Origin of the sequence: Duganella sp. P38 (assembly GCF_050859475.1) — a bacterium.
Classification (GTDB): Bacteria; Pseudomonadota; Gammaproteobacteria; order Burkholderiales; family Burkholderiaceae_D; genus Rugamonas.
In genome coordinates this window covers 1247061-1273158 of sequence record NZ_CP193936.1, presented here as the reverse complement: position 1 = coordinate 1273158, position 26098 = coordinate 1247061, and the positions used below count along the sequence as shown (strand labels likewise).

Below are 26098 nucleotides of genomic sequence, written 5' to 3'. Positions count from 1 at the left end.
AGCTTTGGCGTTATGCACTTGACATTAAATGACATCGTCCATGGCGGACAGGACAAGGTGATCCACCTCGCCCCAGCTAGTGAGCGCCAACTTGCCATGGTCGACGGTGAAACGATTAATGCTGGCGTTCTTGACCTGGAAGTCGCGCGGGCTGTCGAGCTGCATGCCGCGCGCCGCGCGGTAGGCGCATTCCAGCACGCCGCCATGGGCCACCACCGCCACCGTCTGCCCCGGATGGCGGGCGGCGACGCCTTGCAACGCGCCGATTACGCGTTGGTAAAAATGGCGGAAGCTCTCGGCCAGGCGCTCGCCGTGCGGCATCACGGCGTCGATGTCGCGCGCCTGCCATAGCTGGAAATCGGCCGGATATTCGTCCTGGATGTCCTGGTAGAGCATGCCTTCAAACACGCCATAGGCGCGCTCGCGCAGCTGCGCGTCGGTTTGCAGGCTGAGGCCGGCATGGTGGGCGGCTACCGCCTGCGCGGTCTGCATGGCGCGTTGCAGGTCGCTGGAGACGACGGCGTCGAGCGCTTCGGCGGCCAGCGCGCGGCCCAGCGCCATAGCCTGGCGCTCGCCCTGGGCGTTCAGCGGAATGTCGATATGGCCTTGCAGGCGGCGCACGGCGTTCCAGGCGGTCTCGCCGTGGCGGATCAGCAAAATGGTGGTGTCAGTCATTGGTAGGCTTACTTGTGGAGATAAGCGCCGATCAGCTGCGCTTCATCGATGATATGGCCGTAAATCGCCTTCAACACGTCGGCGCCGGCAAAGCCGGCCGGCAGCGCCAGCCGCGCCACGTCCAGCGCGTAGAGGCGAAAAATATAGTGGTGGGCGCCGGCCGGCGCCGGGGCGGCGTAGCCGTGGCCGCCATAGTCGTTCAAGCCTTGCCGCAGGCTCACGCCTTGCAGTACGGCTTCGGCCGCGCCGGGCAAGGCGCCGGCGGCCAGCGACGATAGCCACGGCGGAATATCGACCACGCTCCAGTGAAAGCAATCGCCGCCGGGCTGGTCGGCCGCCAGGCACAGCAAGGCCAGCGACGCGCTGCCGGCAGGCACTTCGCTCCAGCGCAGCTGTGGATGGCGGCCGGCCAGCGCGGCAGGCAAGGCGGCGCGGTCGCGGAAGCTGTCGCTGGCGAGTTTCATTGTTTACTTCGCGCCGGTTTGCAGCCAGAAGGTGACCGGGCCGTCGTTGGTCAGCGACACTTTCATGTCGGCGCCGAACTGGCCGGTTTGCACGCGGGCGTGCCGCAGGCGCGCCTGTTCGACAAAGTAATTAAACAGGCGCAGGCCATCGGCGGGCGCGGCGGCCGGCGTGAACGATGGACGGGTGCCGGACTTGGTGTCGGCCGCCAGCGTGAACTGCGGCACCAGCAGCAGGCCGCCGCCGGTGTCGGTGACGCTGCGGTTCATCTTGCCGGCATCGTCGGCGAACACGCGGTAACCCAGCAGCTTGGTCAGCAGCGCGTCCGCCTCCTTTTCCGTATCGTTGCGCTCGGCGCACACCAGCACCAGCAGGCCGGCGTCGATCGCGCCTATCGTAGCGCCATCGACGACGACGCTGGCGCCGCTCACGCGTTGCAGCAGGCCGATCATGCGGACAGCGTCACGCGCGCGAACTTGCGCTTGCCGACTTGCAGCACGAAAGTGCCGGCTTGCAGTTGCAGGCCCTTGTCGCTGATGACCGTGCCGTCGACGCGCACGCCGCCCTGCTCGACCATGCGCATCGCTTCCGAGGTCGAGGCGCACAGATTGGCCTGCTTCAGCAGTTGCGCCACGCCCAGCGGCGCACCGGCCAGCGCGACTTCCGGAATATCGTCCGGAATGCCGCCCTTGGAACGGTTGACGAAGTCGGCCAGCGCGTCTTCCGCCGCCTGTTGCGAGTGGAAGCGGGCGACGATTTCCTGCGCGATGGCGACCTTGGCGTCACGCGGGTTGCGGCCGCCGGCCACTTCGGCCTTCAGCGCGGCGACGTCGGCGATCGAGCGGAACGACAGCAGATCGTAGTATTTCCACATCATTTCGTCGGAGATGCTCATGATCTTGGCGAACATGGTGTTGCCCGGCTCGGTGATGCCGATGTAGTTGTTCTTCGACTTGGACATTTTTTCCACGCCGTCCAAACCTTCCAGCAGCGGCATGGTCAAAATGCACTGGGGCTCCTGGCCGTAGTCCTTTTGCAGTTCGCGGCCCACCAGCAGGTTGAACTTCTGGTCGGTGCCGCCCAGTTCCAGGTCGGACTTCAGGGCCACCGAGTCGTAGCCCTGCATCAGCGGGTACAGGAATTCATGCACGGCAATCGGCGTGCCGTTCTTGAAACGTTTGGTGAAGTCGTCGCGCTCCATCATGCGCGCCACCGTGTAGCGCGACGCCAGCTGGATCATGCCGCGCGCGCCCAGCGGATCGCACCACTCGGAGTTGTAGCGGATTTCGGTCCGGGCCGGGTCCAGCACCAGCGAGGCCTGCTTGAAGTAGGTCATGGCGTTTTGCTCGACCTGCTCCTTGGTCAGCGGCGGACGGGTGGCGTTACGGCCGGACGGGTCGCCGATCATCGAAGTGAAGTCGCCGATCAGGAAGATGACCTGGTGGCCCAGGTCCTGCAATTGGCGCATCTTGTTCAGCACCACGGTGTGGCCCAGGTGCAGGTCCGGCGCGGTCGGGTCCAGGCCCAGTTTGATGCGCAGCGGCACGCCGCTTTGTTCCGAGCGCGCCAGCTTCTGGGCGAATTCACTTTCAATCAGCAACTCGTCGACACCGCGTTTGGTGATGGCGAGGGCCTCCTGAACGTTGTCGGATAAGGGCAACGCTTTAGAGGGAGCCGGCGGTATCGAGGAAGAGGTAGTCATAATTTTTAAGCGTATTTTTCAGAAAAAGGTAGTCAGGCGCAGGAGTTTGTTATAATCCCCGATCGATCAATCTTGCCGCATGAAAACGAACATAATAGATAATTAGAAGAAATAAAACGTTCCTGAATAGTTCAAGCGGCAAATTTTAACTGATTGCATGAACCAAATACATAAATTCACAAGCTCACGCTTGTTCAGTCTGCTAGGGTCTACGCGCAAGGCGCGCATCGTCAGCGTCTCTGCTTTGTTTCTCGCAGTATGTGCTTTTGGTGCCGCCGGTGTAGCTCCGCTCGCGCCTGACGCGTCGGACCTGCCAGTGAAAACGGTACAGGAAGCAGTCGCCACGCCTGATCTGAGCGCGCAAATCAGCGCGCTCGACCAGCAATCTTCCAAGGCTCAGTTCGTTCACGAAGAGAAAATCCGCAACGGCGACACGCTGGCGACGCTGCTGCACCGCCTGGGCGTGGATGACGACGCGGCCGAGACCTTCATCAAGAAGGACAAGATCGCCAAGGGCGTGATGCAATTGAAATCGGGCAAGCGCGTACAGGCGCAAACCGACGACGAGGGCAATCTGCAGTGGCTGCGCGCCACCGTGGTCGACGGCAAGGACGATCCGGTCACCAACATCAAGATCACCCGCCAGGGCGACGGCTTTGTCGCGACCGCCGAGCCGGCCAAGCTGGAACGCCGTGTCGAAATGCACGCCCGCACCATCAAGTCGACGCTGTATGCGGCCACCGATTCGAGCGAAGACGGCGCCAAGCTGCCGGACACCATCGTCAAGCAGATCATTGAAATGTTCTCGACCAACGTCGACTTCCGCGGCGACCTGAAACGCGGCGACAGCTTCAACGTGGTGTATGAAACCTTCTGGCAGGATGGCGAGTTCGTGCGCGCCGGCCGCGTGCTGGCGGGCGAACTGACCAACAAGGGCACGACCTACCAGTCGGTGTGGTTTGAAGATCCACAGAGCAAGCAAGGCGGCGGCTACTACAGCTTCGACGGCAAATCGCTGAAGAAAGCCTTCCTGAAATCGCCGGTGGAATTTTCGCGTATCTCGTCCGGCTTCTCGATGCGCGTGCATCCGATTTCCGGCCAGTGGAAAGCCCACAAGGGCATCGACTTCCCGGCCCCGACCGGCACGCCGATCCGCGCCGCCGGCGATGGCACGATCGAATTTGCCGGCACCATGAACGGCTACGGCAACTTCATCATCATCAAGCACTGGAGCAACTACACCACGGCCTATGCCCACATGAGCCGCTTCGGCGCCGGCATGAAAAAGGCGCCAAGGTGTCGCAGGGCGACGTCATCGGCTATGTCGGCACCACCGGCTGGTCGACCGGCGCGCACTTGCACTACGAGTTCCGCGTCGGCGGCGAAGCCAAGGACCCGGCCAAGATGAACGTTCAGGCACAGGCGCCGCTGACGGCCGCCGAAATGGGCCGCTTCAAAATCTACGCCAACGACATGATGCACCGCTTCGCGCTGCTGCGACCGGCGGGTGGCGGCAATACCCGCATGGCGTCAGTTGCGTCGAAATAAACCTTCAAGAACAGGCCGCTTAGTCGGCCTGTTTTTTTATTATGATGCGCTTTCCCGGCGGTCTCTTCTGTGTGACAGCACACGCAGCGTGAAACAAGGCCAATGATCACTCGACGATTGCTGCTGCAAGCCTCTGCCCTGCCCTTGCTGGCCACGGCCGCGCCGGCCGCGACGCTGAAATTCGTCTTCTCCCGCCCGTACGACAATCCCCGCACCCAATGGCTGATCCGCGTGTACCGCGACGTGTGCACGTTGAGCGGCCTCGGCTTCGCGTACCTCGACGTGCCGCCGCGGCGCGCCACCGCGATGGTGCTGGCCGGCCAGGCCGACGGCGAGCTGGGGCGCACGTTCGACTACCAGGATTTCCATCCCGGGCTGATACGCCTGGGCGAACCCAATAACGTGGTCAACTTCTGCGTCTACGGCGCCGGCCCGCGCGCGCGTTTCGCCGGCCTCGACAAGCTGCGGCAACTGCGACAGCGCTGCGAATGCCGGCGCGGCATCCAGGAGCTCGAAGCGCTGCTCGAGACCCACGTCGACGCCGACGACTGGTCGATGATCGACGATGTCGGCCAGGGACTGCGCAAGCTGCAACTGGGCCGCACCGACCTGTATTTCGACGTGCAGGAGGCGGTTGACGACTACCTCGCCTTCCGCCAGTGCAACGGCCTGCCCGGCACGCCGGCGATCCGCCGGCTGGGCACGGTGTTATCGACCACCGGCCACTGCTTCCTCAACCGCGCGCACGCCGCCCGGGCGCCGGCAATGGCGGCCGCGCTGGCCAGGCTGAAGCGGGACGGCACGGTGGCGCGCCACTTACAGCAGTGCCTGCAAGCGCATCAACAGCGCTGCCGGCAGGCCGCCCCTCGACTATAATTTTGAAAATCTTCGAGGGAGCGCTATGGCTTTGTATATCGGTTTAATGTCGGGCACCAGCCTGGACGGCGTCGACGGCGCGCTGGCGCAATTCGACGACGGCGCCACCACCACCGTGGCCACCGCCTACGTCGCCTTCCCGCCGGCGCTGCGCGCGGATCTGGCCGCATTGCAGGCCAGCGGCGACAATGAAATCGAACGCGAGGCGCTGGCCGCCAATCAGCTGGCGCAACACTACGCCGCCTGCGTGGCTGCGCTGCTGCGCGAATCCGGCCATGCCGCCGCCGGGGTGCGCGCCGTGGCCGTGCACGGCCAGACCATCCGCCATCGCCCCGAACTGGGCTTTACGCGCCAGACCAACAACCCGGCGCTGCTGGCCGAACTGTGCGGCATCGATGTGGTGGCCGATTTCCGCAGCCGCGACGTGGCGGCCGGCGGCCAGGGCGCGCCGCTGGTGCCGGCGTTCCACCAGGCCTTGTTCGGCAAGCCGGGCCAGCCGCGCGTGGTGGCGAATATCGGCGGCATCTCGAATATCAGCATACTGTACGGCGATGGCCGCGTCAGCGGTTTCGATACCGGCCCCGGCAATGTGCTGCTCGACGGCTGGATACAACGCCACCGCCAGCAGGAATACGACGCCGACGGCGCCTGGGCTGCCACTGGCAAGATCCTGCCCGCGCTGCTGGAAGAACTGCTAAGGGAAGCTTATCTGTCGCGCCCGGCGCCGAAGAGCACCGGGCGCGACCTGTTCCATCTGGAATGGCTGGATGCGCGCCTCGCGGTCCACGCGCCGGCCGCGCCGGAGGACGTGCAGCGCACGCTGACCGAATACACGGCCGTCACGCTGGCGGACGCCATCAAGGTCAATGGCGGCGGCGCCGACGCGGTGTATGTCTGCGGCGGCGGCGCCTACAACGGCGTGCTGATGGAAGCCCTGGGCCAGGCCCTGGGCAAGCAGGTGCTGCTGGCCTCGACGCAGGCGCTGGGCGTGGCGCCGAACTGCGTCGAAGCGCTGGCGTTCGCCTGGCTCGGCTATCGCTTCAGCGAGCGGCTGGCGGGCAATCTGCCGGCCGTCACCGGCGCCGGCGGCGAGCGCGTGCTGGGCGCACTCTATCCGGCGTGACAAAAAAACGGCGACCCGCAGGCCGCCGTTTTTGGGAAATCTGAAACTTATACCGAGAACGACGAACCGCAGCCGCAGGTCGAAGTGGCGGTTGGATTCTTGATCACGAACTGCGCGCCTTCCAGGTCGTCCTTGTAGTCGATTTCGGCGCCTACCAGGTACTGGTAGCTCATCGAGTCGATCAACAGCTGAACGCCGTTCTTGACCATGGTGGTGTCGTCTTCGTTGACGATTTCATCGAAGGTGAAGCCATACTGGAAGCCGGAGCAGCCGCCACCCTGCACGAACACGCGCAGTTTCAGGTCGGGATTGCCTTCTTCTTCGATCAGTTGGGCCACTTTTTCAGCAGCGCTATCGGTGAAGATGATAGGCGCTGGCATTTCAGCAACAGCATTCATTTCTTACTCCTACGAGAAAAACTAATTGAGGCCATTATAGACCTTGGCGGATTTTCCTGCTCCGCCCAGCTTCAAATTTGATGATAAAGCGCACAAAATCAAGGCGCTAGATCAAGGCAACAGCGCAATTTGCGTCAAACCGGTGGTTTCTTCCAGGCCGAACATCAAATTCATGCACTGTACCGCCTGGCCGGACGCGCCCTTGACCAGGTTGTCCTGCACCACCAGCACGATGACGGTGTTGCCGTTGTCCGGACGGTGCAGCGCCAGGCGCAGCATGTTGGAACCGCGCGTCGAGCGGGTTTCAGGATGCGAGCCGAACGGCATGACGTCGACGAAGGCGCTGTCCTTGTATTGATCTTCAAACAACTGTTGCAGTTCTTCGTTGCTGATGTCCTTGGTCAGGCGCGCGTACAGCGTCGAATGCATGCCACGGATCATCGGCACCAGGTGCGGGGTGAAGACCAGGCCGACCTTGTCGGCGGTGAATTTCTGCAACTGCGCCGAGGTTTCCGGCGTATGGCGGTGACCGGCCACGCCGTAGGCCTTGAAGTTGTCCGACGCTTCCGAGAACAGGGTGCCGATTTCCGCCTTGCGGCCGGCCCCGGACACGCCGGACTTGCAGTCGGCGATCAGGCCGGCGGCGTCGATCACGCCGGCTTTCAGCAGCGGGTAGTAGCCCAGCTGCATGGTGGTCGGGTAGCAGCCCGGATTGGCGACCAGGCTGGCTTTTTTGATGTCTTCACGGTTCAGTTCGGCCAGGCCGTAGGCCGCCTGCTCCAGCAGCTCCGGGCAGCTGTGTTCGATCTTGTACCATTTTTCAAAGACGGCCTTGTCCTTGATGCGGAAGTCGGCCGCCAGGTCGATCACCTTGACGCCGGCCTTCAGCAGTTCCGGCGCCTGCGCCATGGCAACGCCGTGCGGGGTGGCGAAGAACACCACGTCGCACTTGCTCAGGTCGGCGTTTTCCGGCGACGAGAATTTCAGGTTCACGCGGCCGCGCAGCGAAGGGAACATGTCAGCGACTGGCAAGCCGTCCTCTTTGCGCGAGGTGATTGCCGTCAGTTCCACATCCGGGTGGACTGCCAACAAACGCAGCAGTTCTACCCCGGTGTAGCCGGTGCCGCCGACGATGCCAACTTTGATCATTGTTCTTCCTTGAAATGAGAGTGAGGTGCCATTTTATCAGGCAACGACTACCGGCGCATGACCGTAGCCAGATGGAAAAAAAGCCGCCCGACACAAGGCCGGCGGCTTTTTCGGTGACGCGCCGCAAGCAGCGCGCCAGAGCGTAACAATTAACGCTTCGAGAATTGCTTTGCGCGACGTGCTTTGCGCAGACCAACTTTTTTACGTTCAACTTCACGTGCATCGCGGGTTACGAAGCCAGCGCGCGCCAGGTCACCTTTCAGGCCCGAATCGTAGTCGATCAGAGCACGGGTGATGCCGTGACGAACTGCACCTGCCTGGCCGGACTCGCCGCCGCCGTGAACGTTGACTTTGATGTCGAAACGTTCTACGTTGCCGGTCAGTTCCAGAGGCTGGCGGATCACCATCAGGCCGGTTTCGCGCGAGAAGTATTCCGACGCTGGCTTGCCGTTAACGATGATTTGGCCAGTGCCAACTTTGATGAACACACGAGCTACTGCACTCTTGCGACGGCCGGTGCCGTAATTGTAGTTACCGATCATGTCAGTTCCTTAGATTTCGAGTGCTTTAGGTTGCTGAGCAGCGTGCGGGTGCGAACCTTCGGCGTACACTTTCAGCTTCTTGATCATTGCGTAGCCCAGTGGGCCTTTTGGCAGCATGCCCTTGACGGCTTTTTCCAGAGCGCGACCTGGGAAACGCTGTTGCATTTTCAGGAAGTTGGTCTCGTAGATGCCACCTGGGTAGCCCGAGTGACGGTAGTAGGTCTTCTCGGTTGCTTTGGTGCCGGTCACGCGCAGTTTGCCTGCGTTGATGATGACGATGAAATCGCCGGTATCGACGTGAGGGGTGAACTCAGGCTTGTGCTTGCCGCGCAGTCGGAGTGCCACTTCGCTGGCAACACGTCCGAGGACTTTGTCCGTCGCGTCAATCACGAACCAGTCGCGCTGGACTTCATGTCCTTTAGCGGAAAAAGTTTTCATGTGATGACTTTCTAAATTAGAAATTACCGCTCATATGGTGGTTCCGCCAGCAACATCAGCGGACTCGGCCTTTTTATTTACTTTCCTGAGCGAATGGAAAGCCGACAATCATAACAGCCCGTGCGGCCACACGTCAAGCCCGGACGGGCCGCCGCGCCGCGAGAACACGGCGTCTGCGCCGTCCATTACAATATGGACAAAGTTTTTAACACGGAGAATCTGATGGAATGCAAAGTTAGCTGGAATGGCCCGTCGGGCATGAGTTTCCTGGCCCAGACCGGCTCCGGCCATCTGGTGACGATGGATGGCGCGCCGGAAGGCGGCGGCCACAACCTGGCGCCGCGCCCGATGGAAATGGTGCTGCTGGGCACCGGCGGCCGCACCGCGTACGACGTGGTGCTGATCCTGAAAAAAGGCCGCGCCGACATCCGCGGCTGCGAATGCGTGCTGAAAGCCGAGCGCGCCGACACCGAGCCTAAAGTTTTCACCAGGATCAATTTCCACTTCGTCGTCACCGGCAAGGGCCTGAAGCCGGAGCAGGTCGAACGCGCCATCACCCTGTCGCACGACAAATACTGCTCCGCATCGATCATGCTGGGCAAAACCGCCGAGATCACTCACTCGTTCGAGATCATCGAAGCGGCCTGACGCTCGACGCGGGCGCCGGCCGGCGTATCGCGCACGGCATAGCCCGCGTCTTCGATGGCGCGGCGCAGCGTATCGGCGTCGGCCCAGCGCCTTTGGTGGCGCGCCTGGTCGCGCGCGGCCACCAGCGCCAGCACCGCCGGCGGCGCTGCCAGCACCTGCGGCGCCCACGCCGCCAGCCCGAGTCCGAAGACCTGGTCCAGCCAGTCCAGCGTGGCCCTTTGCGCGCCGCCCGCCACCTCCGATTTCAGCAGCTCCCACATCAGCGCCAGCGCGCGCGGCGTGTTCAGGTCCTGGTTCAGCTCGGCCTGCATGGCGCGCTGATAGCCGGCGTCCGGCTGGCCGCCGTCCGGCAAACGGTGGTAGGCCAGGCGCAGGCGGTTCAGCGCGGTCTGGGCGGCGTCCAGCGCCGCCCACGAGAACGTCAGCGGCGAGCGGTAGTGGGCGGACAGCGCCAGATAGCGGTAGGCCAGCGGATCGAAGCCGCGCGCCGTCAGCGTCGCCAGGCGCAGGAATTCGCCGGACGACTTCGACATCTTGTCGCCGCCATCCACTTGCAGAAACGCGCCGTGCAGCCAGTAGCGCGCCGGCGGATGGTGGTGGCAAGCCTCGTGCTGGGCGATTTCATTGCTGTGGTGGACCGGGATATGGTCTTCGCCGCCGATGTGGATGTCGAACAGCGCGCCCAGGTAGCGGGTCGACATGGCCGAGCATTCGATATGCCAGCCGGGAAAGCCGCGGCCCCACGGACTGTCCCACTCCATCTGCCGCTGTGGCCCGCCGCTGAATTTCCACAGCGCGAAATCGGTGGCGGCGCGCTTGTCGCCGAGGCCGACGCGGTGGCCTGAGCGCAGGCCGTCGATATCGAGCCGCGCCAGGTGGCCGTAGCGCGCCAGCTTTTGCGTATCGAAGTAAATGCCGTCGCCGGTGCGGTAGGTGTAGCCATTGCGCTCGATGCCGGCGATGAAGTCGATCTGCTCCTGGATATGCTCGCTCGCGCGCGCCCACACGGCCGGCGCCAGGATATTCAGCGCGGCGATGTCCTGCTGGAAGGCGGCGGTGTAAAACGCCGCGATGTCCCACGCGGACTGGCTGGTGCGACGGCTCCCCTTCTCCATCTTGTCCTCGCCGGTATCGGCGTCCGAGGTCAGGTGGCCGACGTCGGTGATGCAGATCACGTGCCGCACCGCATGGCCGTTCAGCGCCAGCACGCGGCGCAGCACGTCGCCGAACAGATAGGTGCGCAGGTTGCCGATGTGGGCGTAATCGTAGACCGTCGGGCCGCAGGCGTACAGGCCCGCCGCGCCGGATTGCAGCGCAACGAAAGGACGCAGCGCGCGCTCGTAGGTGTCGTACAGCATCAACTCCATGGTGTCTCCAGAAAGAAAAAGGCCACAGGAGCGCGAACTCGTGTGGCCTATAGAAAAACTGTCGATATAAAGGGGATCAGCAGGCTTCTATGGCCTGCGGGAACACGCTCCGATGTTGGACGATTGCTTGATCATGCTTCGATACTATCACGTTAAACGTAGTAAGCGGTACTGGTCATCACCTTGCCCATGGCCGACATCACTGCCTGCACCGGCGCCGGCATGGCGGCGGCGCCGAGGCGCTGGGCGGCCGCGCCGTGTTCGATTTCGTCGATGCGCATCTGGTCGACGATGGCGCGCGATCTGGCGTCCTGCGGCGGCAGCTTGTCCAGGTGGCTTTGCAGGTGCGCCTCGACCTGGCGCTCGGTTTCCACCACAAAGCCGAGGCTGCGGGCGTCGCCCAGCACCGCCGCGACCGTGCCCAGCGCATAGGAGCCGGCGTAGAACAGCGGGTTCAGCATGCTGATGTGCGAGCCCAGCTCCTGCAGGCGCTGCGCGGTCCACGCCAGATGGTCCTCTTCCTCGCGGCTGGAATGCTCGAACTGCGCGCGGATCGCCTGCGTGCGGGCAAAGCGCGCCTGGGCGTTGTACAGCGCCTGCGCGCACACCTCGCCCACATGGTTCACGCGCATCAGCCCGGCCGCGTGGCGGCGCTCGGCCTCGCTCAGTTCGGCGTCATCCGCACGCGCCCCGGGATTCGGCCGCGACGCCGACGAGACGCCGCTGATGACGCGCAGCGCCTTGTCGGCGCCGGCGATGAAGCGGTCCAGGGGAGTGTGGTGATATGCAGCCATGAGCAAACTCGTGTGTTCGGATGGAAAAGCCCATTATAAGGGACCACCCTGTTATTTTGCGTCTGCGTCCTCACGCAACTGCCGCTGGCGTTCGATGTAGTCGGCCACCGGGCCGCGCACGTCGATCTTGGAAATGTCCTTGGCCACGCCCAGGTTCAGCCCCAGCAGGAAGGGGATGTTTTCCAGCGGCACCTCGGTGCAACATGCGCCGAACGCCTTTAGAAAGCGCTTGGACTCGACCACATCGACCACCTTGCCGCCGCTCATGTATTGCAGGATGCTGGTGATGGTGTGGCCCTTGCCGATGGTCTGATAGATGAAGCGGTTGAACTCGCGGTCCAGCTTCTTGAAATCCAGCGTTTCCTGCGTCATCAGGCTGGACAGGTAATACAGTCCCAGCGCGACGCGGAAGAAGCCGGTGGCCTCTTCCCGGTCGACGCCGCTCTGCATCACCGACAGTATTTTTTCCTTGAGTTGAGGATTCATTTCGCTGCTCTCCCGAATGCCACTATAGCAAGAGTTTTCCCGCTTGCGGCTTTTTTACATGCTACTCTTGAAACTTTCTACTTTGGGCAACGGAAAATGATCGAGGTAAACAGCCCGGCCAAGCGTTTCCGGCTACCTTCCCGAGGCGGCAAGGCCGCCGCCCGCGACGTGCGCGACCACGACGGCTGGTTCCATGCCGTGCGCGATGTCAGCTTCCGTTGCGCGCCCGGTGAAGTGCTGGGCCTGCTCGGTCCCAACGGCGCCGGCAAGACCACCACGCTGCGCCTGCTGTCGACCGCCCTCAAGCCCGACGCCGGCAGCATCCGCGCCAACGGCGTCGACCTGCTGGCCAATCCGCTGGCGGCGCGCCAGGCCATCGGCTTCCTGTCCGGCAGCACCGGCCTGTACGGCCGCCTGACCGCGCGCGAAAACATCGAATACTTCGGCCGCCTGCACGGCATGCGCGCGGACCACCTGAAACGCCGCTGCGACGAGCTGTTCGACCTGCTGCAAATGCACGAGTTCGGCAACAAGCGCGCCGACCAGCTGTCCACCGGCATGAAGCAGAAATGCGCCATCGCCCGCACCGTGGTGCACGCGCCCCAGATCGTCATCCTCGACGAGCCGACCAGCGGCCTGGACGTGATGTCGGCCAAGATTCTGCTCGACTTCATCGCCAGCTACCGCGCGCTGCGCGTGCCGCTGATCTTCTCCACCCACCACCTGCACGAGGTGGAAAAGCTGTGCGACCGCGTCTGCATCATCAACCACGGCAAGACCGCCTTCCACGGCAGCACCGACGAGCTGCGCCACCTCGGCGGCAGCGCCGACTTGTACGACGCATTTGTCGGCGTCATCAACCAGGGCGCCGCGTAAGCCATGTGGACCGTCTATCTCAAGGAACTGCTGGAACTGGTGCGCGACCGCCGCACTTTCCTGTTCACCGTGTTCGTGCCGGTGTTTGCCATGCCGCTGATCTTCATGGGTTTCGGCTACGTCACCTCCAGCATGTTCAACCAGGCCAGCAAGGCCGACATGGCCTACGCGGTGTTCGGCAAGGAATACGCGCCGCAACTGGCCGCCCGCATTGCGCAGGAAAAAGGCTTCAAGGAAGTCGCGCTGTCCGGACCGGCGGAGATCAAGGCCGCCATCGGCGCCGACCGCATCAAGTTCGCGCTGGTGATTCCGCCCGACGCTGGCGCCCGGCTGGCGGCGCAGCAGCAGGCCAATATCGAGCTGCACTACAACAGCGCCGCCGCCATCGACCTGACGCGCAAGCGCGTGGCGGCCGTCATCGACGCCCACAACCGCAGCGCTGCGCGAGCAGGCGCTGTCGGCGTTCAATCTCAGCAAGCAGCAGCTGGCGTTCGCGCTCGACCCGGTGACGCTGGAAGACCATTCGACCGCCAACCAGCGCGAGCAGATGGGGGCGATCGTCGGCGGCATGCTGCCCTACATCCTGCTGATGGTGTGCCTGATGGCGGCGATGTACCCGGCGATCGACACCGGCGCCGGCGAGAAGGAGCGCGGCACGCTGGAAACGCTGCTGCTGGCGCCGGTGTCGCGCACCGCCATCGTGCTGGCCAAGTTCCTGATGCTGTTTTACCGTCGGCCTGACCTCGGCGCTGCTGATGATCGTCAGCGTAACGGCGCTGATCTACTTCTTCGGCCCCGCCATCGGCGGCAACCTGGTGCAGATGGTGCGCGCCATCGGCCCGCTCGACCTGGCCATGGTGGCGCTGATGCTGGTGCCGACCGCCGCCATCTTCGCCGCGATTTTGCTGTCGATCTCGGTCTACGCCAAAAGCTACAAGGAGGCCACCGGCATGATCTCGCCGCTGATCATCGTCACCATCCTGCCGACGCTGGTGGCGCTGCTGCCCGGCGTCGAGCTGAACTGGCGCTGGGCGCTGGTGCCGCTAACCAATGTGTCGCTGGCCATGAAGGAGCTGGTCAAGGGCACCATGGACTACCGCATGTTCTCGGTGATCCTGCTGTCGACCACCATCACCGCCGGCCTGCTGCTGGCCCTGTGCCGCTGGTGGTTCAACCGCGAGCAGGTATTGTTTCGGAATTGAACAAGTTGTCTATTCAACTACCAAAAGACGGTTACCGGCTGTGCCGCCGATTCTGCACTCTGGCGCGCCATGGTGCCGCCCATCGCAATGGCGCCCCCTCTGTGGATCAAATTCAATACAATGCCATCATGTGAAAAGTGGTTTGTCACGCAGAATCAGGAGTTAGCATGGAATTAAGCATCAGCAATTTGTCCAAGACCTACGCCAACGGCGTGGTGGCGCTGGACAATATTTCGCTCACCATCCCGACCGGGATGTTCGGCTTGCTCGGCCCGAATGGCGCCGGCAAGTCGACGCTGATGCGCACGCTGGCCACCTTGCAGGAATGCGACGCCGGCTCGGTCTTCTTCGGCGAGCTGGACGTGCTGGACGAGAAGGACGAGCTGCGCCGCCTGCTCGGCTACCTGCCGCAGGACTTCGGCGTCTACCCGAAAGTGACCGCCTACGAGATGCTGGACCATTTCGCCGTGCTCAAGGGCCTGAGCAACCGCCAGCGCCGGCGCGAGGTGGTCGACGGACTGTTGCAGCAAACCAATTTATTCGAGGTGCGCCACCAGCGCCTCGGCGGCTTCTCGGGCGGCATGCGGCAGCGCTTCGGCATCGCCCAGGCGCTGCTGGGCGACCCGAAACTGATCATCGTCGACGAGCCGACCGCCGGCCTCGACCCGCAGGAGCGGGTGCGCTTCCACAACCTGCTGTCCGACATCGGCGAGGACAAGACCGTCATCCTGTCGACCCACATCGTGTCCGACGTGGCCGACCTGTGCGCCAACATGGCCATCATCAACAAGGGCCATCTGCTGCTGTGCGGGCCGACGCAGGAGCTGATCCACGAGGTCAGCGACAAGATCTGGGCCCGCTTCATCGACAAGCGCGACCTGCAATCGTTCCAGCTGCGCCACCCGGTCATCTCGTCGCGCCTGCTGTCGGGCCGCACGCTGATCCATGTGTACAGCGACAGCGATCCCGGCGACGGCTTCGAGGAAGCCATCGGCGACCTGGAAGACGTCTACTTCGCCACCATCGCCGGCCGCCACCGCGCCGCGCACAGCTGCGACTAAGGCCGCGCCATGTTTGCCATCGCCCTCTTTGAAGCGCGCCAGCGCCTCAAGCTGCTCTCGACCTGGGTCTACTTCCTCGGCTTCCTGGCGCTGTCGCTGCTGTGGATGGCCGCCGCCGGCGGCGTCTTCAAAGGCGCCTCGATCACCTTCGGCAGCCAGCTGATCGACTCGCCGCGCTCGCTGATGTTCACCACCAGCTTCCTCGGCTCGCTGGGCGTGATCGTCGTTGCCGCCATGATGGGGCGCTCGGTGCAGCAGGACTTCGAGTACGACATGCAGCACTTCTTCTTCAGCGCGCCGATCCGCAAGCACCAGTACATCTTCGGCCGCTTCCTCGGCGCCTACCTGACGCTGGCGATCATCTTCACCAGCATCGTGCTTGGCGCCTGGCTGGGGCGCTACCTGCCGGGCGTCGATCCCGAGCGGCTGGCACAGCCGGCGCTGCCGGCCTATCTGCTGCCCTACCTGGTCGTCATCCTGCCCAACATCTTCATCTTCGGCGCGGTGTTCTTCACGCTGGCCGCGCTGACGCGGCGCATGCTGCCGGTCTACATCAGCAGCGTGGTGATGCTGGTCGGCTACATGGTGGCGCCCGGCCTGGCGCGCGACCTCGACTACAAAACCTTCGCCGCGCTGATCGACCCGTTCGGCACCACGGCGGTCATGCGGGTGACCGAATACTGGCCCATCATCGAGCGCAACACGCGCATGTTCTACCCGGAAGGCGTGTACCTGCTGAACCGCGCGATCTGGGCCTCGGCGGCGCTGGTCGGCCTGCTGGTCGGCTACTGGCGCTTCCACTTCATCGGCACCAGCGACAGCGGCCACCGCCGCCGCGCCGGCAGCGGCGAGGGCGACGCGCCGCAACACCTGTCGCAGGCGTCCTCGAACACGCAGGAAAAGCCGGACTTCCAGGCGCGCAGCCTGGGCTGGCTGCTGATCAAGATGAGCTGGCTCAACCTGCGCGAGACCACCAAGAACATCTACTTCCTGGTGATCGTGCTGGCCGGCGTGCTGATGATGCTGGCCTCGTCGCTGGACCTGGGCTCGCTGTACGGCACCAACACCTACCCGGTCACCTACCAGGTGCTGGACGTGGTCAGCGAAACGTTCGCGCTGTTCATGATGGTGATCACCACCTTCTACGCCGGCGAGCTGATCTGGCGCGAGCGCGAAGCGCGCATGGGGCAGATGCTGGACGCGCTGCCGATCCCCAGCTGGCTGCCGCTGCTGGCCAAGCTGTTCGCGCTGATCGGCCTGCAGGCGCTGCTGATGCTGGTGGTGATGCTGACCGGCATGGCGGTGCAAGTGTTCCAGGGCTACTTCCTGCTGGAGCCGGGGCTGTACCTGCGCCACCTGTTCCTGTTGCAGCTACCGGGCTACGCGCTGACGGCGGTGCTGGCGATCGCGCTGCAAGTCATCATCAACCAGCGCTACCTCGCCTACTTCGCGATGATCGTCTACTACATCATCAGCGTCACGGCCGCCTCGGTGGGACTGGACAACCCGATGCTCATCTACGGCAACATGCCGGGCATCACCTACTCGGCGATGAACGGCTACGGCCACTTCCTGCTGCGCGAGCGCTGGTACGAAGCCTACTGGGGCGGCGCGGCCTTGCTGCTGGTGGTGCTGTCGCTGCTGTTCTGGGCGCGCGGCACCAACGACGACTGGCGCCAGCGGCTGCAACTGGCGCGCCACGCGCTGACGCCGCCGGTGCTGGGCGCGATCGCGGCCGGGCTGCTGATCTTTGTCGGCGCCGGCGGCGTGCTGTTCTACAACCAGCACCTCGCCCAGGGCTACAAATCGTCGTACCAGAAGGAGGCGGAAAAGGCCGACTACGAGCGCAAGTACAAGCAATACGCGGCCCTTGCGCAGCCGCGCATCACCGACGTGACGCTGAACGTCGACATCTGGCCGCAGCAGCGCACGCTGCTGGTCAAGGGCCGCTACCAGCTGGTCAACCAGGGCGCGCAGCCGGTCAGCGACATCATTGTCTCGCAGGACAACACGGTGGCGCACTACAGCGTGCGCTTCAGCCAGCCGGTGCGCGACGGCGTCCAGGATGGCGCGCTGGGCTTCCACAGCTACAAGCTGGTCCAGCCGCTGGCGCCGGGCCAGCGGCTGGCGATGGAGTTCGACATCCGCTACACGCCGCAAGGGATTTTCGGCCTCGGCCGCGACACGCCGGTGATCGCCAACGGCAGTTTCTTCAACAACGGCGTCATGCCGCACATCGGCTACCAGCCGGAATGGGAACTGAGCGACGCGCGCGACCGCAAAAAGCACCAGCTGGCGGCGCGCGAGCGCATGCTGGCGCGCGACGACCCGGCCGGCCTGGCCAACAACTTCGCCGGCAACGACGCCGACTGGATCAGGTTCGACGCCACCGTCAGCACCAGCGCCGAGCAGACGGCCATCGCGCCGGGCATGCTGGTCAAGGACTGGAGCAGCAAGGGGCGGCGCCACTTCCACTACCAGGTGGCGCAGCCGATGCTCAATATGTACGCCTTCCAGTCGGCGCGCTACCTGGTCAAGCGCGACTGGTGGCAGGACGTCGGCATCGAGCTGTACTACCATCCCGGCCACGAATACAACCTGGAGCGGATGGACAAGGGCATCAAGGAATCGCTGGACTACTACACGGCCAACTTCGGGCCCTACCAGCACAAGCTGGTGCGGATCGTCGAATTCCCGCGCTACCAGCAGTTCGCGCAATCGTATCCGAACACGATTCCGTACTCGGAAGCGGTCGGCTTCATCGCCAAGGTCAACGACAAGAACCCGAAGGACATCGACTACCCGTTCTACATCACCGCGCACGAAGTGGCGCACCAGTGGTGGGGCCACCAGCTGGTGGGCGGCAACACGCGCGGCAGCACGGTGCTGAGCGAAACGCTGGCCGAATACTCGGCGCTGATGGTGATGAAGAAGAACTTCGGCGCCGGCAAAATGCGGCGCTTCCTGCACTACGACCTCGACCAGTACCTGCGCGGTCGCGCGCTGGAGCGCAAGAAGAGCTGCCGCTGGCGGACAACGAAAACCAGAACTACATCCAGTACCGCAAGGGCAGCCTGGCGATGTACCAGTTGCAGGACATCGTCGGCGAAGCCAGGGTCAACGGCGCGCTGAAGCAGATGCTGGCCGAATATGGCCGCAAGTCCGGGCCCTACCCGAGCGTCAACGTGCTGGTGGACGCGCTGCGCCGGGTCACGCCGGCCGACCAGGCCTACCTGATCGACGACCTGTTCAACCACATCGTGCTGTATGAAAACCACGCCACATCGGCCACCGCGCGCCGGCTCGGCGACGGCAGGTACGAAGTCAGCTTCGCGGTCAGCGCGGCCAAAGTGCGGGCCGGCGAGCAAGGCGAGGAAAAAGATGTGCCGCTGCGCGACTGGATCGACATCGGCGTCGACGACAAGGACGGCAACGCGCTGCTGCGCGAGCGCAAGCTCATCGAGGGCAAGGACAACCGCTACACGGTCATCGTCAGCGGCCGCCCGGCCAAAGCCGGCATCGACCCCGACAACAAGCTCATCGACCGCAAGCCCGACGACAACATGATCAACGTCGAACAGCAATAAACCGGGGTCAGGTCTGACATTCGCACACGAGCTCAACTGCAATGCAGTTGAGCTCGTGTGCGAATGTCAGACCTGACCCCGGCCTTTTAGTGCAGCTTGAAGACCGAGACGACGGCTGTCAGCGCGTCGGCCTGGTCGTGCAGCGAGGCGGCTGCGGCGGCGGCTTCTTCGACCAGCGCGGCGTTCTGCTGCGTTACCTGGTCCATCTGGCCGATCGCCTGGTTGACCTGCTCGATGCCGCTGCTCTGCTCCTGCGTGGCCGAGGTGATTTCACCCATGATGTCGGTGACGCGCTGGATGCTGTCCACCACGTCCGTCATCGTCGCGCCGGCCTGGGTGACCAGCGCGCTGCCGGCGTCTACCTTGCTGAGCGAGTCGTCGATCAGCGCCTTGATTTCCTTGGCGGCCGCCGCCGACCGCTGCGCCAGCGTGCGCACCTCCGACGCCACCACCGCGAAGCCGCGGCCCTGCTCGCCCGCACGCGCCGCTTCCACCGCCGCGTTCAGCGCCAGGATGTTGGTCTGGAAGGCGATGCCGTCGATGACGCTGATGATGTCGGCGATCTTGCGCGACGAGCCGGTGATCGCTTCCATCGTGCTGACCACTTCCGATACCACGCCGCCGCCGCGCTGCGCCACCTCTGACGCCTTCACCGCCAACTGGTTGGCCTGGCGCGCGTTGTCGGCGTTTTGCTTGACGGTGGCGGTCAGCTCTTCCATCGACGAGGCCGTCTCTTCGAGGCTGGACGCCTGCTCGTCGGTGCGGCCCGACAGGTCGAGGTTGCCGGCGGCGATCTGGCTCGACGCCGTCGAGATGCTTTCCGTGCCGTTGCGCACTTCGGTGACGATGCTGATCAGGCCGTCATTCATTTTTTGCAGCGATTGCAGCAGGCGGCCGGTTTCGTCCGTGCTGTCGACCGCGATATGCGAGGTCAGGTCGCGCTGCGCCACCGCCTCGGCGATGCTCACCGCCTGGCCCAGCGGCACGGTGATGCCGCGCGTCAGGCGCCACGCGCACAGCACGCCCAGCGCCAGCACCACCAGGCCGAAGACGACCATGAAGCTGCGGTTGCTCTGGTACAGCGCCTCGATCCTGCCGGCCTGGCTGTCCATATTCCTGCGCTGGTGTTCCAGCAGCGCGTTCAGGTTGTCCAGGTAGGCCTTGCCGGCCGGCGTGAAGCGCTGCTCGAGCTCCTCGGCCGCTTCGTCGAGCTTGCCTTCTTTTTCAGCGCGACGATCTTGTCGCGCGACTCGCCGTAGCGCTTGCGGTTTTGCATCAGCGTGCCGTACAGCGTTTTTCCTCGTCGCCGTCGAGCAGTTCTTCGACATTTTTTTGCAGCTTGTTGATCTCGGCCACCGACTGCCGGGTGTCGTCGGCGAAGAACGCGCCCAGCGACGGATCGCTGCTCTTGGAGATGGCCGAGGTGCGGCGCACGCTGGTGTGAATCAGGCGATACCAGTCGCTGATCATGCGTTCCTTCGCCAGCGGCTGCTGCATCATGGCGTTGGTGGCGGTGGCCACCGAGTGCATGTGGCGGATGCCGATCACGGTCATCAAAATCATCAACGCCAAGACCAGTCCAAAGCCCGCAGCCAGGCGCGTGCCAATTTTCAGATTTTTCATGAGTGTAGCCCTAAAGGCAATGTTGAAATCGGGCGTGGAACTGCAATTGCCCAAGGGAATCAATAGTTTAACACGGCAACTATTTTAAGGTAGTTGAATGACGCGAGTGTGACCGGCAAGCTACTCAGCCGTAGACGCGCCCTGCCGCCGGCAAGCACCTGCTAACGATTTGATACACAGATTTTCGCCTACTTTCATAAAACGCGTATAACATTAGGCGAGTCATTTTTGACAAATAAATACATATATGCCAAGATCGCGGATTAGCAATATTTCAACTAAACAATCAGGTGAGAAATGAATTTTAAACAAGTAATCGGCGCAGCAGGTCTGAGCCTGCTGGCGGCCATCGCGGCGCCGGGCCATGCGGCGGCCTCCTCCTCCGCCAGCTTAAGCGGCTTCAGCTACAAGCTGATCGACCTCGATCCGGATGACGGCATCACCGCCGGCCTGACGATGAGCTTTCCCGATTACTTCATCTCGGCAGCCGCCTACCGCGACAACTCGGGCGTTCCCAGCCCTGAGCAGGTCATCAACAACCCCGGCACCGCGCACGTGACCAGCGGCGGCGGCAGCGCCACCGCCAGCTTCGACGGCACCACCGCCAAGTCGCTCACCACCAACGGCCACATGCCGCTGGTCGCTTCCACCTCCATCGTATCCTGGTATTTCACGCTGACGCCGAACACCACCGTGGTGTTTTCCGGCCTCGGCGCGATCCATGCCGACCGCGCCGGCGGGGTCAGCGCCAACGCCGCCAGCCAGCTGTACGCCACCTACGTCGGCCCGAACGCGCCGTATGACACGACCATCTACGACGGCGTCAACACGCTGGACGGCCTGAACCTGAGCAAACAACTGAGCCTGACGCTGACCTCCGGCGGCTATGCGCTGGACGGCCAGGTCGGCATCCTGACCAGCTCGGACATCCAGGGCGGCAGCATCGCGGCCGTGCCGGAACCATCGACCTACGCGCTGTTCATCGGCGGCCTGGCGGCACTGGCCTGCGCCCGCCGGCGCAAGCGCCAGGCATAAAAAACGGGACACCGCGGTGTCCCGTTCTGACTCAGGCAGCCTGCTTGGCCGCCGCCTTCTTGACGGCGGGCTTTTTGGCCGCCGGCTTTTTCGCGGCCGGCTTCTTCACCGCCGCCGCTTTTTTCGCCGGCGCTTTCGCCTCTTCGGCGCCCGCTTCCGTTGCCGCTGCGGCGGTTTTGCCCTTGGCAGCCGACTTCGCGGCCGGGGCCTTCGCCTTGCGCTCCTCGAACTCGAAGCTGATCTTGCCGTCCTTGCCCTTCACCAGGAAGGCCTTGAACGGACGACGCGTGCGCTGCGATACAAAGCCCGGCAACAGGTCGGTCTTGCCGTCGTTGAGCAGCTTGGCCATCTGTTCCGGCAGGATCTCCTGTTGCAGGATGATGCGGCCGCTGCGGAAGTCGCACGTCTTCGGCTTCGCCACGCTGTGCTCGCAAACATAGGCCAGGCCCATCTCGTACACGCCGCCGTTGCACTTGGGGCAAGGTCCGAGCGGCGTCTGGCCGGTGAAGTCGACCGGTTCAGAATCTTCCGAATCGTCGTTCTGGCCGAAATCGAACTCCAGCTTGTAGTTCTTGATTTCTTCGTCTTTCACGATGCGCAGGATGGCGGCGAACGGACGGCCCATCTTCGAGCGGAAGCCTTGCAGCGGGCCGATGGTGCGGTCGCGCAGCAGCTGTTCGACTTCCTCGATTTCAAACTGGCGCCCGCCCGGCGTTTTGCTCATCGAGAAATCGCACTTGGTGCAGGCGAAGCGGCGGTAGTTTTCCTTGACCACGCTGCCGCAGTTCGGGCACGGCGCCGTCAGCGTCGCGTAGTCGCCCGGAATGGTGTCGTTGTCGTATTCCTTGGCGCGCTTGACGATCACCTGTGTCATCTGCGCGATTTCGCGCATGAATTCGTCACGTGAGATCTTGCCCTTTTCCATCTGCGACAGCTTGTATTCCCACTCGCCGGTCAGCTCGGGCGCGGTCAGCTCGTTGACGCCGAGGCCGCGCAGCAGCGTCATCAGCTGGAACGCCTTGGCGGTCGGCATCAGCTCGCGCCCTTCGCGCAGCAAATACTTCTCCGAAATCAAGCCCTCGATGGTGGCCGCGCGCGTCGCTGGCGTGCCCAGGCCCTTGCCGGCCATGGCGTCACGCAGCTCGTCGTCTTCCACCAGCTTGCCGGCGCCTTCCATGGCCGACAGCAGCGTCGCCTCGGTGTAGCGCGCCGGCGGCTTGGTCACCAGGCCATTGGCGTCGACCTTGTCGGTCAACACTTTCTCGCCCTTGGCCACGGGCACCAGTGCTCTTGTTGCTACCTTCTTTTTCCTTGTCGTCGCCGTCGGCTTCCTTGCCGTAGATCGCCAGCCAGCCCGGATTGGTCATGACCTTGCCTTCGGTCTTGAAGGTGTGGCCCGACACTTCGGTGTAGCGGGTGGTGACCTGGAACTCGGCGGCCGGGAAGAACACCGCCATGAAGCGGCGCGTCACCAGGTCGTACAGCTTTTGTTCCGGCTCGGACAGGTTTTTCGGCGCGATGGTGGTCGGGATGATCGCAAAGTGGTCCGAGATCTTGCTGTTGTCGAAGATGCGCTTGTTCGGCTTGACCCAGCCCTTGTCCAGGATCTGCTTGGCGAACTGGTGGTAGTTATTGTTGTCCTTCACCACCTCCAGCGTCTGCTGCACGGTGGCGATGTAGTCTTCCGGCAGGTGGCGCGAATCGGTACGCGGGTAGGTCAGCACCTTGTGCTTCTCGTACAGCGCCTGCGCCAGGCCCAGCGTGTTCTTGGCCGAGAAGCCGAAGCGCGAGTTGGCCTCGCGTTGCAGGCTGGTCAGGTCGAACAGCGCCGGCGCCATCGAGGTGGTCGGTTTCGACTCTTCGGTGACGTTGCCCTGCTTGCCGCGCACGGCCAGCGCGATGGAGTCGGCGGCGGCCTTGCTCCACAGGCGCTCGGCGCGTTTTTCCGGATCGCTTTCATCCTTCTTGAACTTGGTGTCCAGCCAGCGGCCCTCGTAGACGCCGGCGGCGCAGACGAATTCGGCGCGCACTTCCCAGTAGTCGCGCGGCTTGAACTTGCGGATTTTTCCTCGCGCTCGACCACGATCGACAGGGTCGGCGTCTGCACGCGGCCAACGGTGGTCAGGTAGAAGCCGCCCTCCTTCGAGTTGAAGGCGGTCATGGCGCGGGTGCCGTTGATGCCGATCAGCCAGTCCGCTTCCGAGCGGCAACGCGCGGCGTCGGCCAGCGGCATCATTTCGTCGTCGCTGCGCAGGTGCGAGAAGCCGTCGCGGATCGCGGCCGGCGTCATCGACTGCAGCCACAGGCGCTTGACCGGCTGCTTGGCCTTGGCGTTCTGCGCGATCAGGCGGAAGATCAGTTCTCCTTCGCGGCCCGCGTCACATGCGTTGATCAGGGTGGTGACATCCTTGCGCTTGATCAGCTTGTTCAGCACCTTGAGCCGCGCCTCGGTCTTGGCGATCGGATTGAGCGCGAAGTAAGGCGGAATCATCGGCAGGTGCGCGAAGCTCCATTTGCCGCGCTTGACGTCATGCTCTTCGGGGACGGCGATTTCCAGCAGGTGACCGACGGCGGAGGACAACACGTACTCGTCGGATTCAAAGTACTCATCGTGCTTGGTAAAGCCGCCAAGCGTCTTCGCGATGTCGTTCGCGACAGACGGCTTCTCGGCGATGATGAGGGTTTTGCTCATATTTTAGTATCTCGTTTGTAACACTTGAGGGGGACAGATGCGCATCATACATGGATCGCGCGGCAGTCTGCACATTTCTGTCACAGTCTTGTCAAAGCGCAAATAATACGCGGAGAGGCGCGCGCACCGCAAGCACGCCCGCCATTTGTTGCCTAAAGGGAAAATCCTGGGCAGACTTAATGCAACAGGCGTGGCGCCTGGTCTTCGTCGGAACCGAACAGGTCGTCGAACATCAGCGCGTCCGGTTCCTTGCCCTGGCTCCACAGCAGCATCAGCACGATGACTTTGAGCTTGCCCAGCGACACCGGCATCTCGTCCAGCGCCAGCGCGCGCTCGATGACGATTTCGCGTTGCAGCGGCGACAACACCTTGGCCGATTCGAGGAACTGGATGAAACCGATGGCAGCGGCGCCCAGGGCGTCCTGCTCTTCCTCCACGTAGAAGCGGGTGCCGGTCGAGGAAGCGGTCAGCGCATGCTCCACGCCGGCCATGGCGGTCAGGTCGGTCAGCCAGACCAGGGCCTCGGAGATCTCGACATCGTCAAAACCGACAGCCGACAGCTTCTTGGCCAATGCGGCCGGTTCCGGGCAGGCATCGGGACGGTAATAAGTCTCGTAGAGATAAACAAGGACGTCGAACATGGCTCTACTCTATCAGTTAACTCGAAAACGATACAAGTCGGCTGTGCGGCTCAGCCACGCAGCCGCTGGAACATGCCGCCTGGCAAGCGTTCCAGCAGGCCGGCCAGCTCCAGCGCCAGCAACTGCCCTTGCAACACGCCCGGCGCCTCGCCCAGGTGCAGCGCCAGCACCTCGGCCTGCACCGGGTCCGCACCCATCGCCGCCAGCACCCGGTCGACAAAGCTGTCGTCGAAGCCGGCGCGCGGGCCGGCCGCGGCGGCGTCCGCCATGTGCAGCGCCTGCAACACGTCGGCCGCGCTTTCCGCCAGCCGCGCGCCCTCGCGCAGCAGCTGGTGGCAGCCTTTGGACAGTGTCGCATGAATCGAGCCGGGGACGGCGTACACATCGCGCCCCTGGGCGGCGGCCAGCCGCGCGGTGATCAACGAACCGGACTGCGCAGCCGCCTCGACCACCAGCACGCCGTGCGCCAGCCCGCTGATGATGCGGTTGCGGCGAGGAAAATTGTCGCGCGACGGCGGCGTGCCGAGCGGGTACTCGCTGACGATGCAGCCCTCCTCGGCGATGCGGCGCGCCAGCGCGCCGTTGCGCGCCGGATAAATACGGTCGATGCCCGTGCCGAGCACGGCGATGGTGCCGCCCGGGCCGTTCAAGCCGCCGGCATGGGCGGCGGCGTCGATGCCCAGCGCCAGCCCGGACACGATGACCAGGCCGGCGGCGGACAGCGCCTGCGCCAGCGCCTCGGCGTTCAGCACGCCCTGGCGGCTGGCGTTGCGCGAGCCGACCACCGCCACCGAGCGTTGCGGCAGCAGCCCCGCCCGCCCCTTGAGGTAGAGCAGCAGCGGCGCGGCGCTGATGTTGCGCAGGTATTCAGGATACGCCGGATCGCCCCAGGCCAGCAGCCGGTTGCCCGGCTGCTGCTGCCAAGCCTGCACGGCGTCCAGGGCCGCCGCCAGCGTGGCCGGCGGCGCGGCCAGCAGCGCCTCGGCCTGGCGCGCGGAAACGGCCTCCAGCAGCTGTGCGCGGCTGGCGACAAAGACGCCTTCCGGCGTGCCGAAGCGTTCCAGCAGCTTGTGCGCGGTCATCAGGCCGACGCCGTCGGTCTGTTGCAGACGCAGCCAGCCCGCCAGCGCTGGCCTGGTCAATTCGGCGGGGGTATCCGTGGCTTGCACGGCG

22 protein-coding genes and 4 pseudogenes are annotated in these 26098 nt (G+C 63.9%); 11 read left to right on the top strand and 15 right to left on the bottom strand.

The window, feature by feature from the left end; all coding sequences use genetic code 11:
• Positions 1-24 precede the first annotated feature (24 nt).
• The 4 genes from ACRQ5J_RS05810 to tyrS are packed head-to-tail and all read right to left on the bottom strand — an operon-like array spanning position 25 to position 2839.
• On the bottom strand, positions 25-675 hold the full coding sequence (locus tag ACRQ5J_RS05810; protein ID WP_432381733.1) for a histidine phosphatase family protein: 651 nt from the start codon (positions 673-675) through the stop codon (positions 25-27).
• Between the two features lie 8 nt (positions 676-683).
• Positions 684-1139 (bottom strand): YbhB/YbcL family Raf kinase inhibitor-like protein, encoded by a 456-nt coding sequence (locus ACRQ5J_RS05805; RefSeq protein ID WP_432381731.1) that lies wholly within the window; start codon positions 1137-1139, stop codon positions 684-686.
• Positions 1140-1142: 3 nt separating this feature from the next.
• Positions 1143-1589 carry a D-aminoacyl-tRNA deacylase gene (dtd, locus tag ACRQ5J_RS05800; protein ID WP_432381729.1) on the bottom strand — a complete coding sequence of 149 codons (447 nt, stop codon included), beginning with the start codon at positions 1587-1589 and terminating at the stop codon, positions 1143-1145.
• The gene (tyrS, locus tag ACRQ5J_RS05795) at positions 1586-2839 is read right to left on the bottom strand and encodes a tyrosine--tRNA ligase (protein ID WP_432381727.1); all 1254 of its coding nucleotides are present in this window, start codon (positions 2837-2839) and stop codon (positions 1586-1588) included. The genes dtd and tyrS overlap by 4 nt, the downstream gene beginning before the upstream one ends.
• 157 nt (positions 2840-2996) lie before the next feature.
• On the opposite strand from tyrS, the pseudogene ACRQ5J_RS05790 reads away from it, so the two are divergent.
• From ACRQ5J_RS05790 to ACRQ5J_RS05780, 3 genes and pseudogenes are all read left to right on the top strand, one after another.
• Positions 2997-4387 (top strand): annotated as a pseudogene (locus ACRQ5J_RS05790) (peptidoglycan DD-metalloendopeptidase family protein).
• 102 nt (positions 4388-4489) lie between these two features.
• Positions 4490-5263, top strand: a complete 774-nt coding sequence (locus ACRQ5J_RS05785) for a hypothetical protein (protein WP_432381725.1) — start codon at positions 4490-4492, stop codon at positions 5261-5263.
• 25 nt (positions 5264-5288) lie between these two features.
• On the top strand, positions 5289-6386 hold the full coding sequence (locus tag ACRQ5J_RS05780; protein ID WP_432381723.1) for an anhydro-N-acetylmuramic acid kinase: 1098 nt from the start codon (positions 5289-5291) through the stop codon (positions 6384-6386).
• 47 nt (positions 6387-6433) lie between these two features.
• Here ACRQ5J_RS05780 and erpA read toward each other — a convergent pair whose 3' ends face one another.
• The 4 genes from erpA to rplM all read right to left on the bottom strand — a co-directional run bounded on the left by erpA (position 6434) and on the right by rplM (position 8913).
• Positions 6434-6784 (bottom strand): iron-sulfur cluster insertion protein ErpA, encoded by a 351-nt coding sequence (gene erpA, locus ACRQ5J_RS05775; protein WP_090186976.1) that lies wholly within the window; start codon positions 6782-6784, stop codon positions 6434-6436.
• A 111-nt stretch (positions 6785-6895) separates the two neighbouring features.
• Positions 6896-7933 carry an N-acetyl-gamma-glutamyl-phosphate reductase gene (gene argC / locus ACRQ5J_RS05770; RefSeq protein WP_432381721.1) on the bottom strand — a complete coding sequence of 346 codons (1038 nt, stop codon included), beginning with the start codon at positions 7931-7933 and terminating at the stop codon, positions 6896-6898.
• 149 nt (positions 7934-8082) lie between these two features.
• Positions 8083-8475, bottom strand: a complete 393-nt coding sequence (rpsI, locus tag ACRQ5J_RS05765) for a 30S ribosomal protein S9 (protein WP_072789011.1) — start codon at positions 8473-8475, stop codon at positions 8083-8085.
• 9 nt (positions 8476-8484) lie between these two features.
• Entirely contained in the window at positions 8485-8913 is a 429-nt protein-coding gene (gene rplM / locus ACRQ5J_RS05760) for a 50S ribosomal protein L13 (RefSeq protein WP_056157909.1), read from the bottom strand.
• Positions 8914-9135: 222 nt separating this feature from the next.
• Between rplM and ACRQ5J_RS05755 the strand changes: the two genes are divergently transcribed.
• Positions 9136-9561 carry an OsmC family protein gene (locus ACRQ5J_RS05755; protein ID WP_432381719.1) on the top strand — a complete coding sequence of 142 codons (426 nt, stop codon included), beginning with the start codon at positions 9136-9138 and terminating at the stop codon, positions 9559-9561.
• Here the strand turns inward: ACRQ5J_RS05755 and cysS are convergent.
• From cysS to ACRQ5J_RS05740, 3 genes are all read right to left on the bottom strand, one after another.
• A complete protein-coding gene (cysS, locus tag ACRQ5J_RS05750; protein ID WP_432381718.1) occupies positions 9531-10928 on the bottom strand; it encodes a cysteine--tRNA ligase in 1398 nt (465 codons plus the stop codon). The two genes, ACRQ5J_RS05755 and cysS, sit on opposite strands and share 31 nt — an antisense overlap.
• Before the next feature lie 152 nt (positions 10929-11080).
• Positions 11081-11722, bottom strand: coding sequence for a 2-polyprenyl-3-methyl-6-methoxy-1,4-benzoquinone monooxygenase (gene coq7 / locus ACRQ5J_RS05745; protein ID WP_432381716.1), 642 nt, complete (start codon positions 11720-11722; stop codon positions 11081-11083).
• 51 nt (positions 11723-11773) lie between these two features.
• Positions 11774-12208: a hypothetical protein gene (locus tag ACRQ5J_RS05740; protein WP_432381714.1), complete on the bottom strand. Its 435-nt coding sequence runs from the start codon at positions 12206-12208 to the stop codon at positions 11774-11776.
• 96 nt (positions 12209-12304) lie between these two features.
• Between ACRQ5J_RS05740 and ACRQ5J_RS05735 the strand changes: the two genes are divergently transcribed.
• From ACRQ5J_RS05735 to ACRQ5J_RS05710, 6 genes and pseudogenes are all read left to right on the top strand, one after another.
• The gene (locus ACRQ5J_RS05735) at positions 12305-13084 is read left to right on the top strand and encodes an ABC transporter ATP-binding protein (RefSeq protein ID WP_432381712.1); all 780 of its coding nucleotides are present in this window, start codon (positions 12305-12307) and stop codon (positions 13082-13084) included.
• A 505-nt stretch (positions 13085-13589) separates the two neighbouring features.
• Positions 13590-13751, top strand: a pseudogene (locus ACRQ5J_RS05730) (ABC transporter permease); the annotation flags it as partial.
• A gap of 88 nt (positions 13752-13839) precedes the next feature.
• Positions 13840-14286, top strand: a complete 447-nt coding sequence (locus ACRQ5J_RS05725; protein ID WP_432381710.1) for a hypothetical protein — start codon at positions 13840-13842, stop codon at positions 14284-14286.
• A 167-nt stretch (positions 14287-14453) separates the two neighbouring features.
• A complete protein-coding gene (locus ACRQ5J_RS05720) occupies positions 14454-15347 on the top strand; it encodes an ABC transporter ATP-binding protein (protein ID WP_432381708.1) in 894 nt (297 codons plus the stop codon).
• A 9-nt stretch (positions 15348-15356) separates the two neighbouring features.
• A complete protein-coding gene (locus tag ACRQ5J_RS05715; protein WP_432381706.1) occupies positions 15357-18479 on the top strand; it encodes an ABC transporter permease in 3123 nt (1040 codons plus the stop codon).
• Complete coding sequence (locus tag ACRQ5J_RS05710; RefSeq protein ID WP_432381704.1) at positions 18428-18934, top strand: hypothetical protein; 507 nt, start codon at positions 18428-18430, stop codon at positions 18932-18934. The genes ACRQ5J_RS05715 and ACRQ5J_RS05710 overlap by 52 nt, the downstream gene beginning before the upstream one ends.
• A gap of 86 nt (positions 18935-19020) precedes the next feature.
• Here the strand turns inward: ACRQ5J_RS05710 and ACRQ5J_RS05705 are convergent.
• A pseudogene (locus ACRQ5J_RS05705) lies at positions 19021-20557 on the bottom strand (methyl-accepting chemotaxis protein).
• A 297-nt stretch (positions 20558-20854) separates the two neighbouring features.
• Between ACRQ5J_RS05705 and ACRQ5J_RS05700 the strand changes: the two are divergent.
• On the top strand, positions 20855-21592 hold the full coding sequence (locus ACRQ5J_RS05700) for a PEP-CTERM sorting domain-containing protein (RefSeq protein ID WP_432381703.1): 738 nt from the start codon (positions 20855-20857) through the stop codon (positions 21590-21592).
• A gap of 31 nt (positions 21593-21623) precedes the next feature.
• Here ACRQ5J_RS05700 and ACRQ5J_RS05695 read toward each other — a convergent pair.
• From ACRQ5J_RS05695 to dprA, 3 genes and pseudogenes are all read right to left on the bottom strand, one after another.
• Positions 21624-24284 (bottom strand): annotated as a pseudogene (locus ACRQ5J_RS05695) (DNA topoisomerase III).
• Between the two features lie 176 nt (positions 24285-24460).
• Entirely contained in the window at positions 24461-24925 is a 465-nt protein-coding gene (locus ACRQ5J_RS05690; RefSeq protein WP_432381701.1) for a DUF494 family protein, read from the bottom strand.
• Between the two features lie 50 nt (positions 24926-24975).
• On the bottom strand, positions 24976-26094 hold the full coding sequence (gene dprA, locus ACRQ5J_RS05685) for a DNA-processing protein DprA (protein ID WP_432381699.1): 1119 nt from the start codon (positions 26092-26094) through the stop codon (positions 24976-24978).
• Positions 26095-26098 lie beyond the last annotated feature (4 nt).

Bases quoted from the DNA above. Each gene is read 5' to 3' on its own strand.
- ACRQ5J_RS05810 (WP_432381733.1), bottom strand. From the start codon at position 675: ATGACTGACACCACCATTTTGCTGATCCGCCACGGCGAGACCGCCTGG.
- ACRQ5J_RS05805 (WP_432381731.1), bottom strand. From the start codon at position 1,139: ATGAAACTCGCCAGCGACAGCTTCCGCGACCGCGCCGCCTTGCCTGCC.
- dtd (WP_432381729.1), bottom strand. From the start codon at position 1,589: ATGATCGGCCTGCTGCAACGCGTGAGCGGCGCCAGCGTCGTCGTCGAT.
- tyrS (WP_432381727.1), bottom strand. From the start codon at position 2,839: ATGACTACCTCTTCCTCGATACCGCCGGCTCCCTCTAAAGCGTTGCCC.
- ACRQ5J_RS05785 (WP_432381725.1), top strand. From the start codon at position 4,490: ATGATCACTCGACGATTGCTGCTGCAAGCCTCTGCCCTGCCCTTGCTG.
- ACRQ5J_RS05780 (WP_432381723.1), top strand. From the start codon at position 5,289: ATGGCTTTGTATATCGGTTTAATGTCGGGCACCAGCCTGGACGGCGTC.
- erpA (WP_090186976.1), bottom strand. From the start codon at position 6,784: ATGAATGCTGTTGCTGAAATGCCAGCGCCTATCATCTTCACCGATAGC.
- argC (WP_432381721.1), bottom strand. From the start codon at position 7,933: ATGATCAAAGTTGGCATCGTCGGCGGCACCGGCTACACCGGGGTAGAA.
- rpsI (WP_072789011.1), bottom strand. From the start codon at position 8,475: ATGATCGGTAACTACAATTACGGCACCGGCCGTCGCAAGAGTGCAGTA.
- rplM (WP_056157909.1), bottom strand. From the start codon at position 8,913: ATGAAAACTTTTTCCGCTAAAGGACATGAAGTCCAGCGCGACTGGTTC.
- ACRQ5J_RS05755 (WP_432381719.1), top strand. From the start codon at position 9,136: ATGGAATGCAAAGTTAGCTGGAATGGCCCGTCGGGCATGAGTTTCCTG.
- cysS (WP_432381718.1), bottom strand. From the start codon at position 10,928: ATGGAGTTGATGCTGTACGACACCTACGAGCGCGCGCTGCGTCCTTTC.
- coq7 (WP_432381716.1), bottom strand. From the start codon at position 11,722: ATGGCTGCATATCACCACACTCCCCTGGACCGCTTCATCGCCGGCGCC.
- ACRQ5J_RS05740 (WP_432381714.1), bottom strand. From the start codon at position 12,208: ATGAATCCTCAACTCAAGGAAAAAATACTGTCGGTGATGCAGAGCGGC.
- ACRQ5J_RS05735 (WP_432381712.1), top strand. From the start codon at position 12,305: ATGATCGAGGTAAACAGCCCGGCCAAGCGTTTCCGGCTACCTTCCCGA.
- ACRQ5J_RS05725 (WP_432381710.1), top strand. From the start codon at position 13,840: ATGATCGTCAGCGTAACGGCGCTGATCTACTTCTTCGGCCCCGCCATC.
- ACRQ5J_RS05720 (WP_432381708.1), top strand. From the start codon at position 14,454: ATGGAATTAAGCATCAGCAATTTGTCCAAGACCTACGCCAACGGCGTG.
- ACRQ5J_RS05715 (WP_432381706.1), top strand. From the start codon at position 15,357: ATGTTTGCCATCGCCCTCTTTGAAGCGCGCCAGCGCCTCAAGCTGCTC.
- ACRQ5J_RS05710 (WP_432381704.1), top strand. From the start codon at position 18,428: ATGTACCAGTTGCAGGACATCGTCGGCGAAGCCAGGGTCAACGGCGCG.
- ACRQ5J_RS05700 (WP_432381703.1), top strand. From the start codon at position 20,855: ATGAATTTTAAACAAGTAATCGGCGCAGCAGGTCTGAGCCTGCTGGCG.
- ACRQ5J_RS05690 (WP_432381701.1), bottom strand. From the start codon at position 24,925: ATGTTCGACGTCCTTGTTTATCTCTACGAGACTTATTACCGTCCCGAT.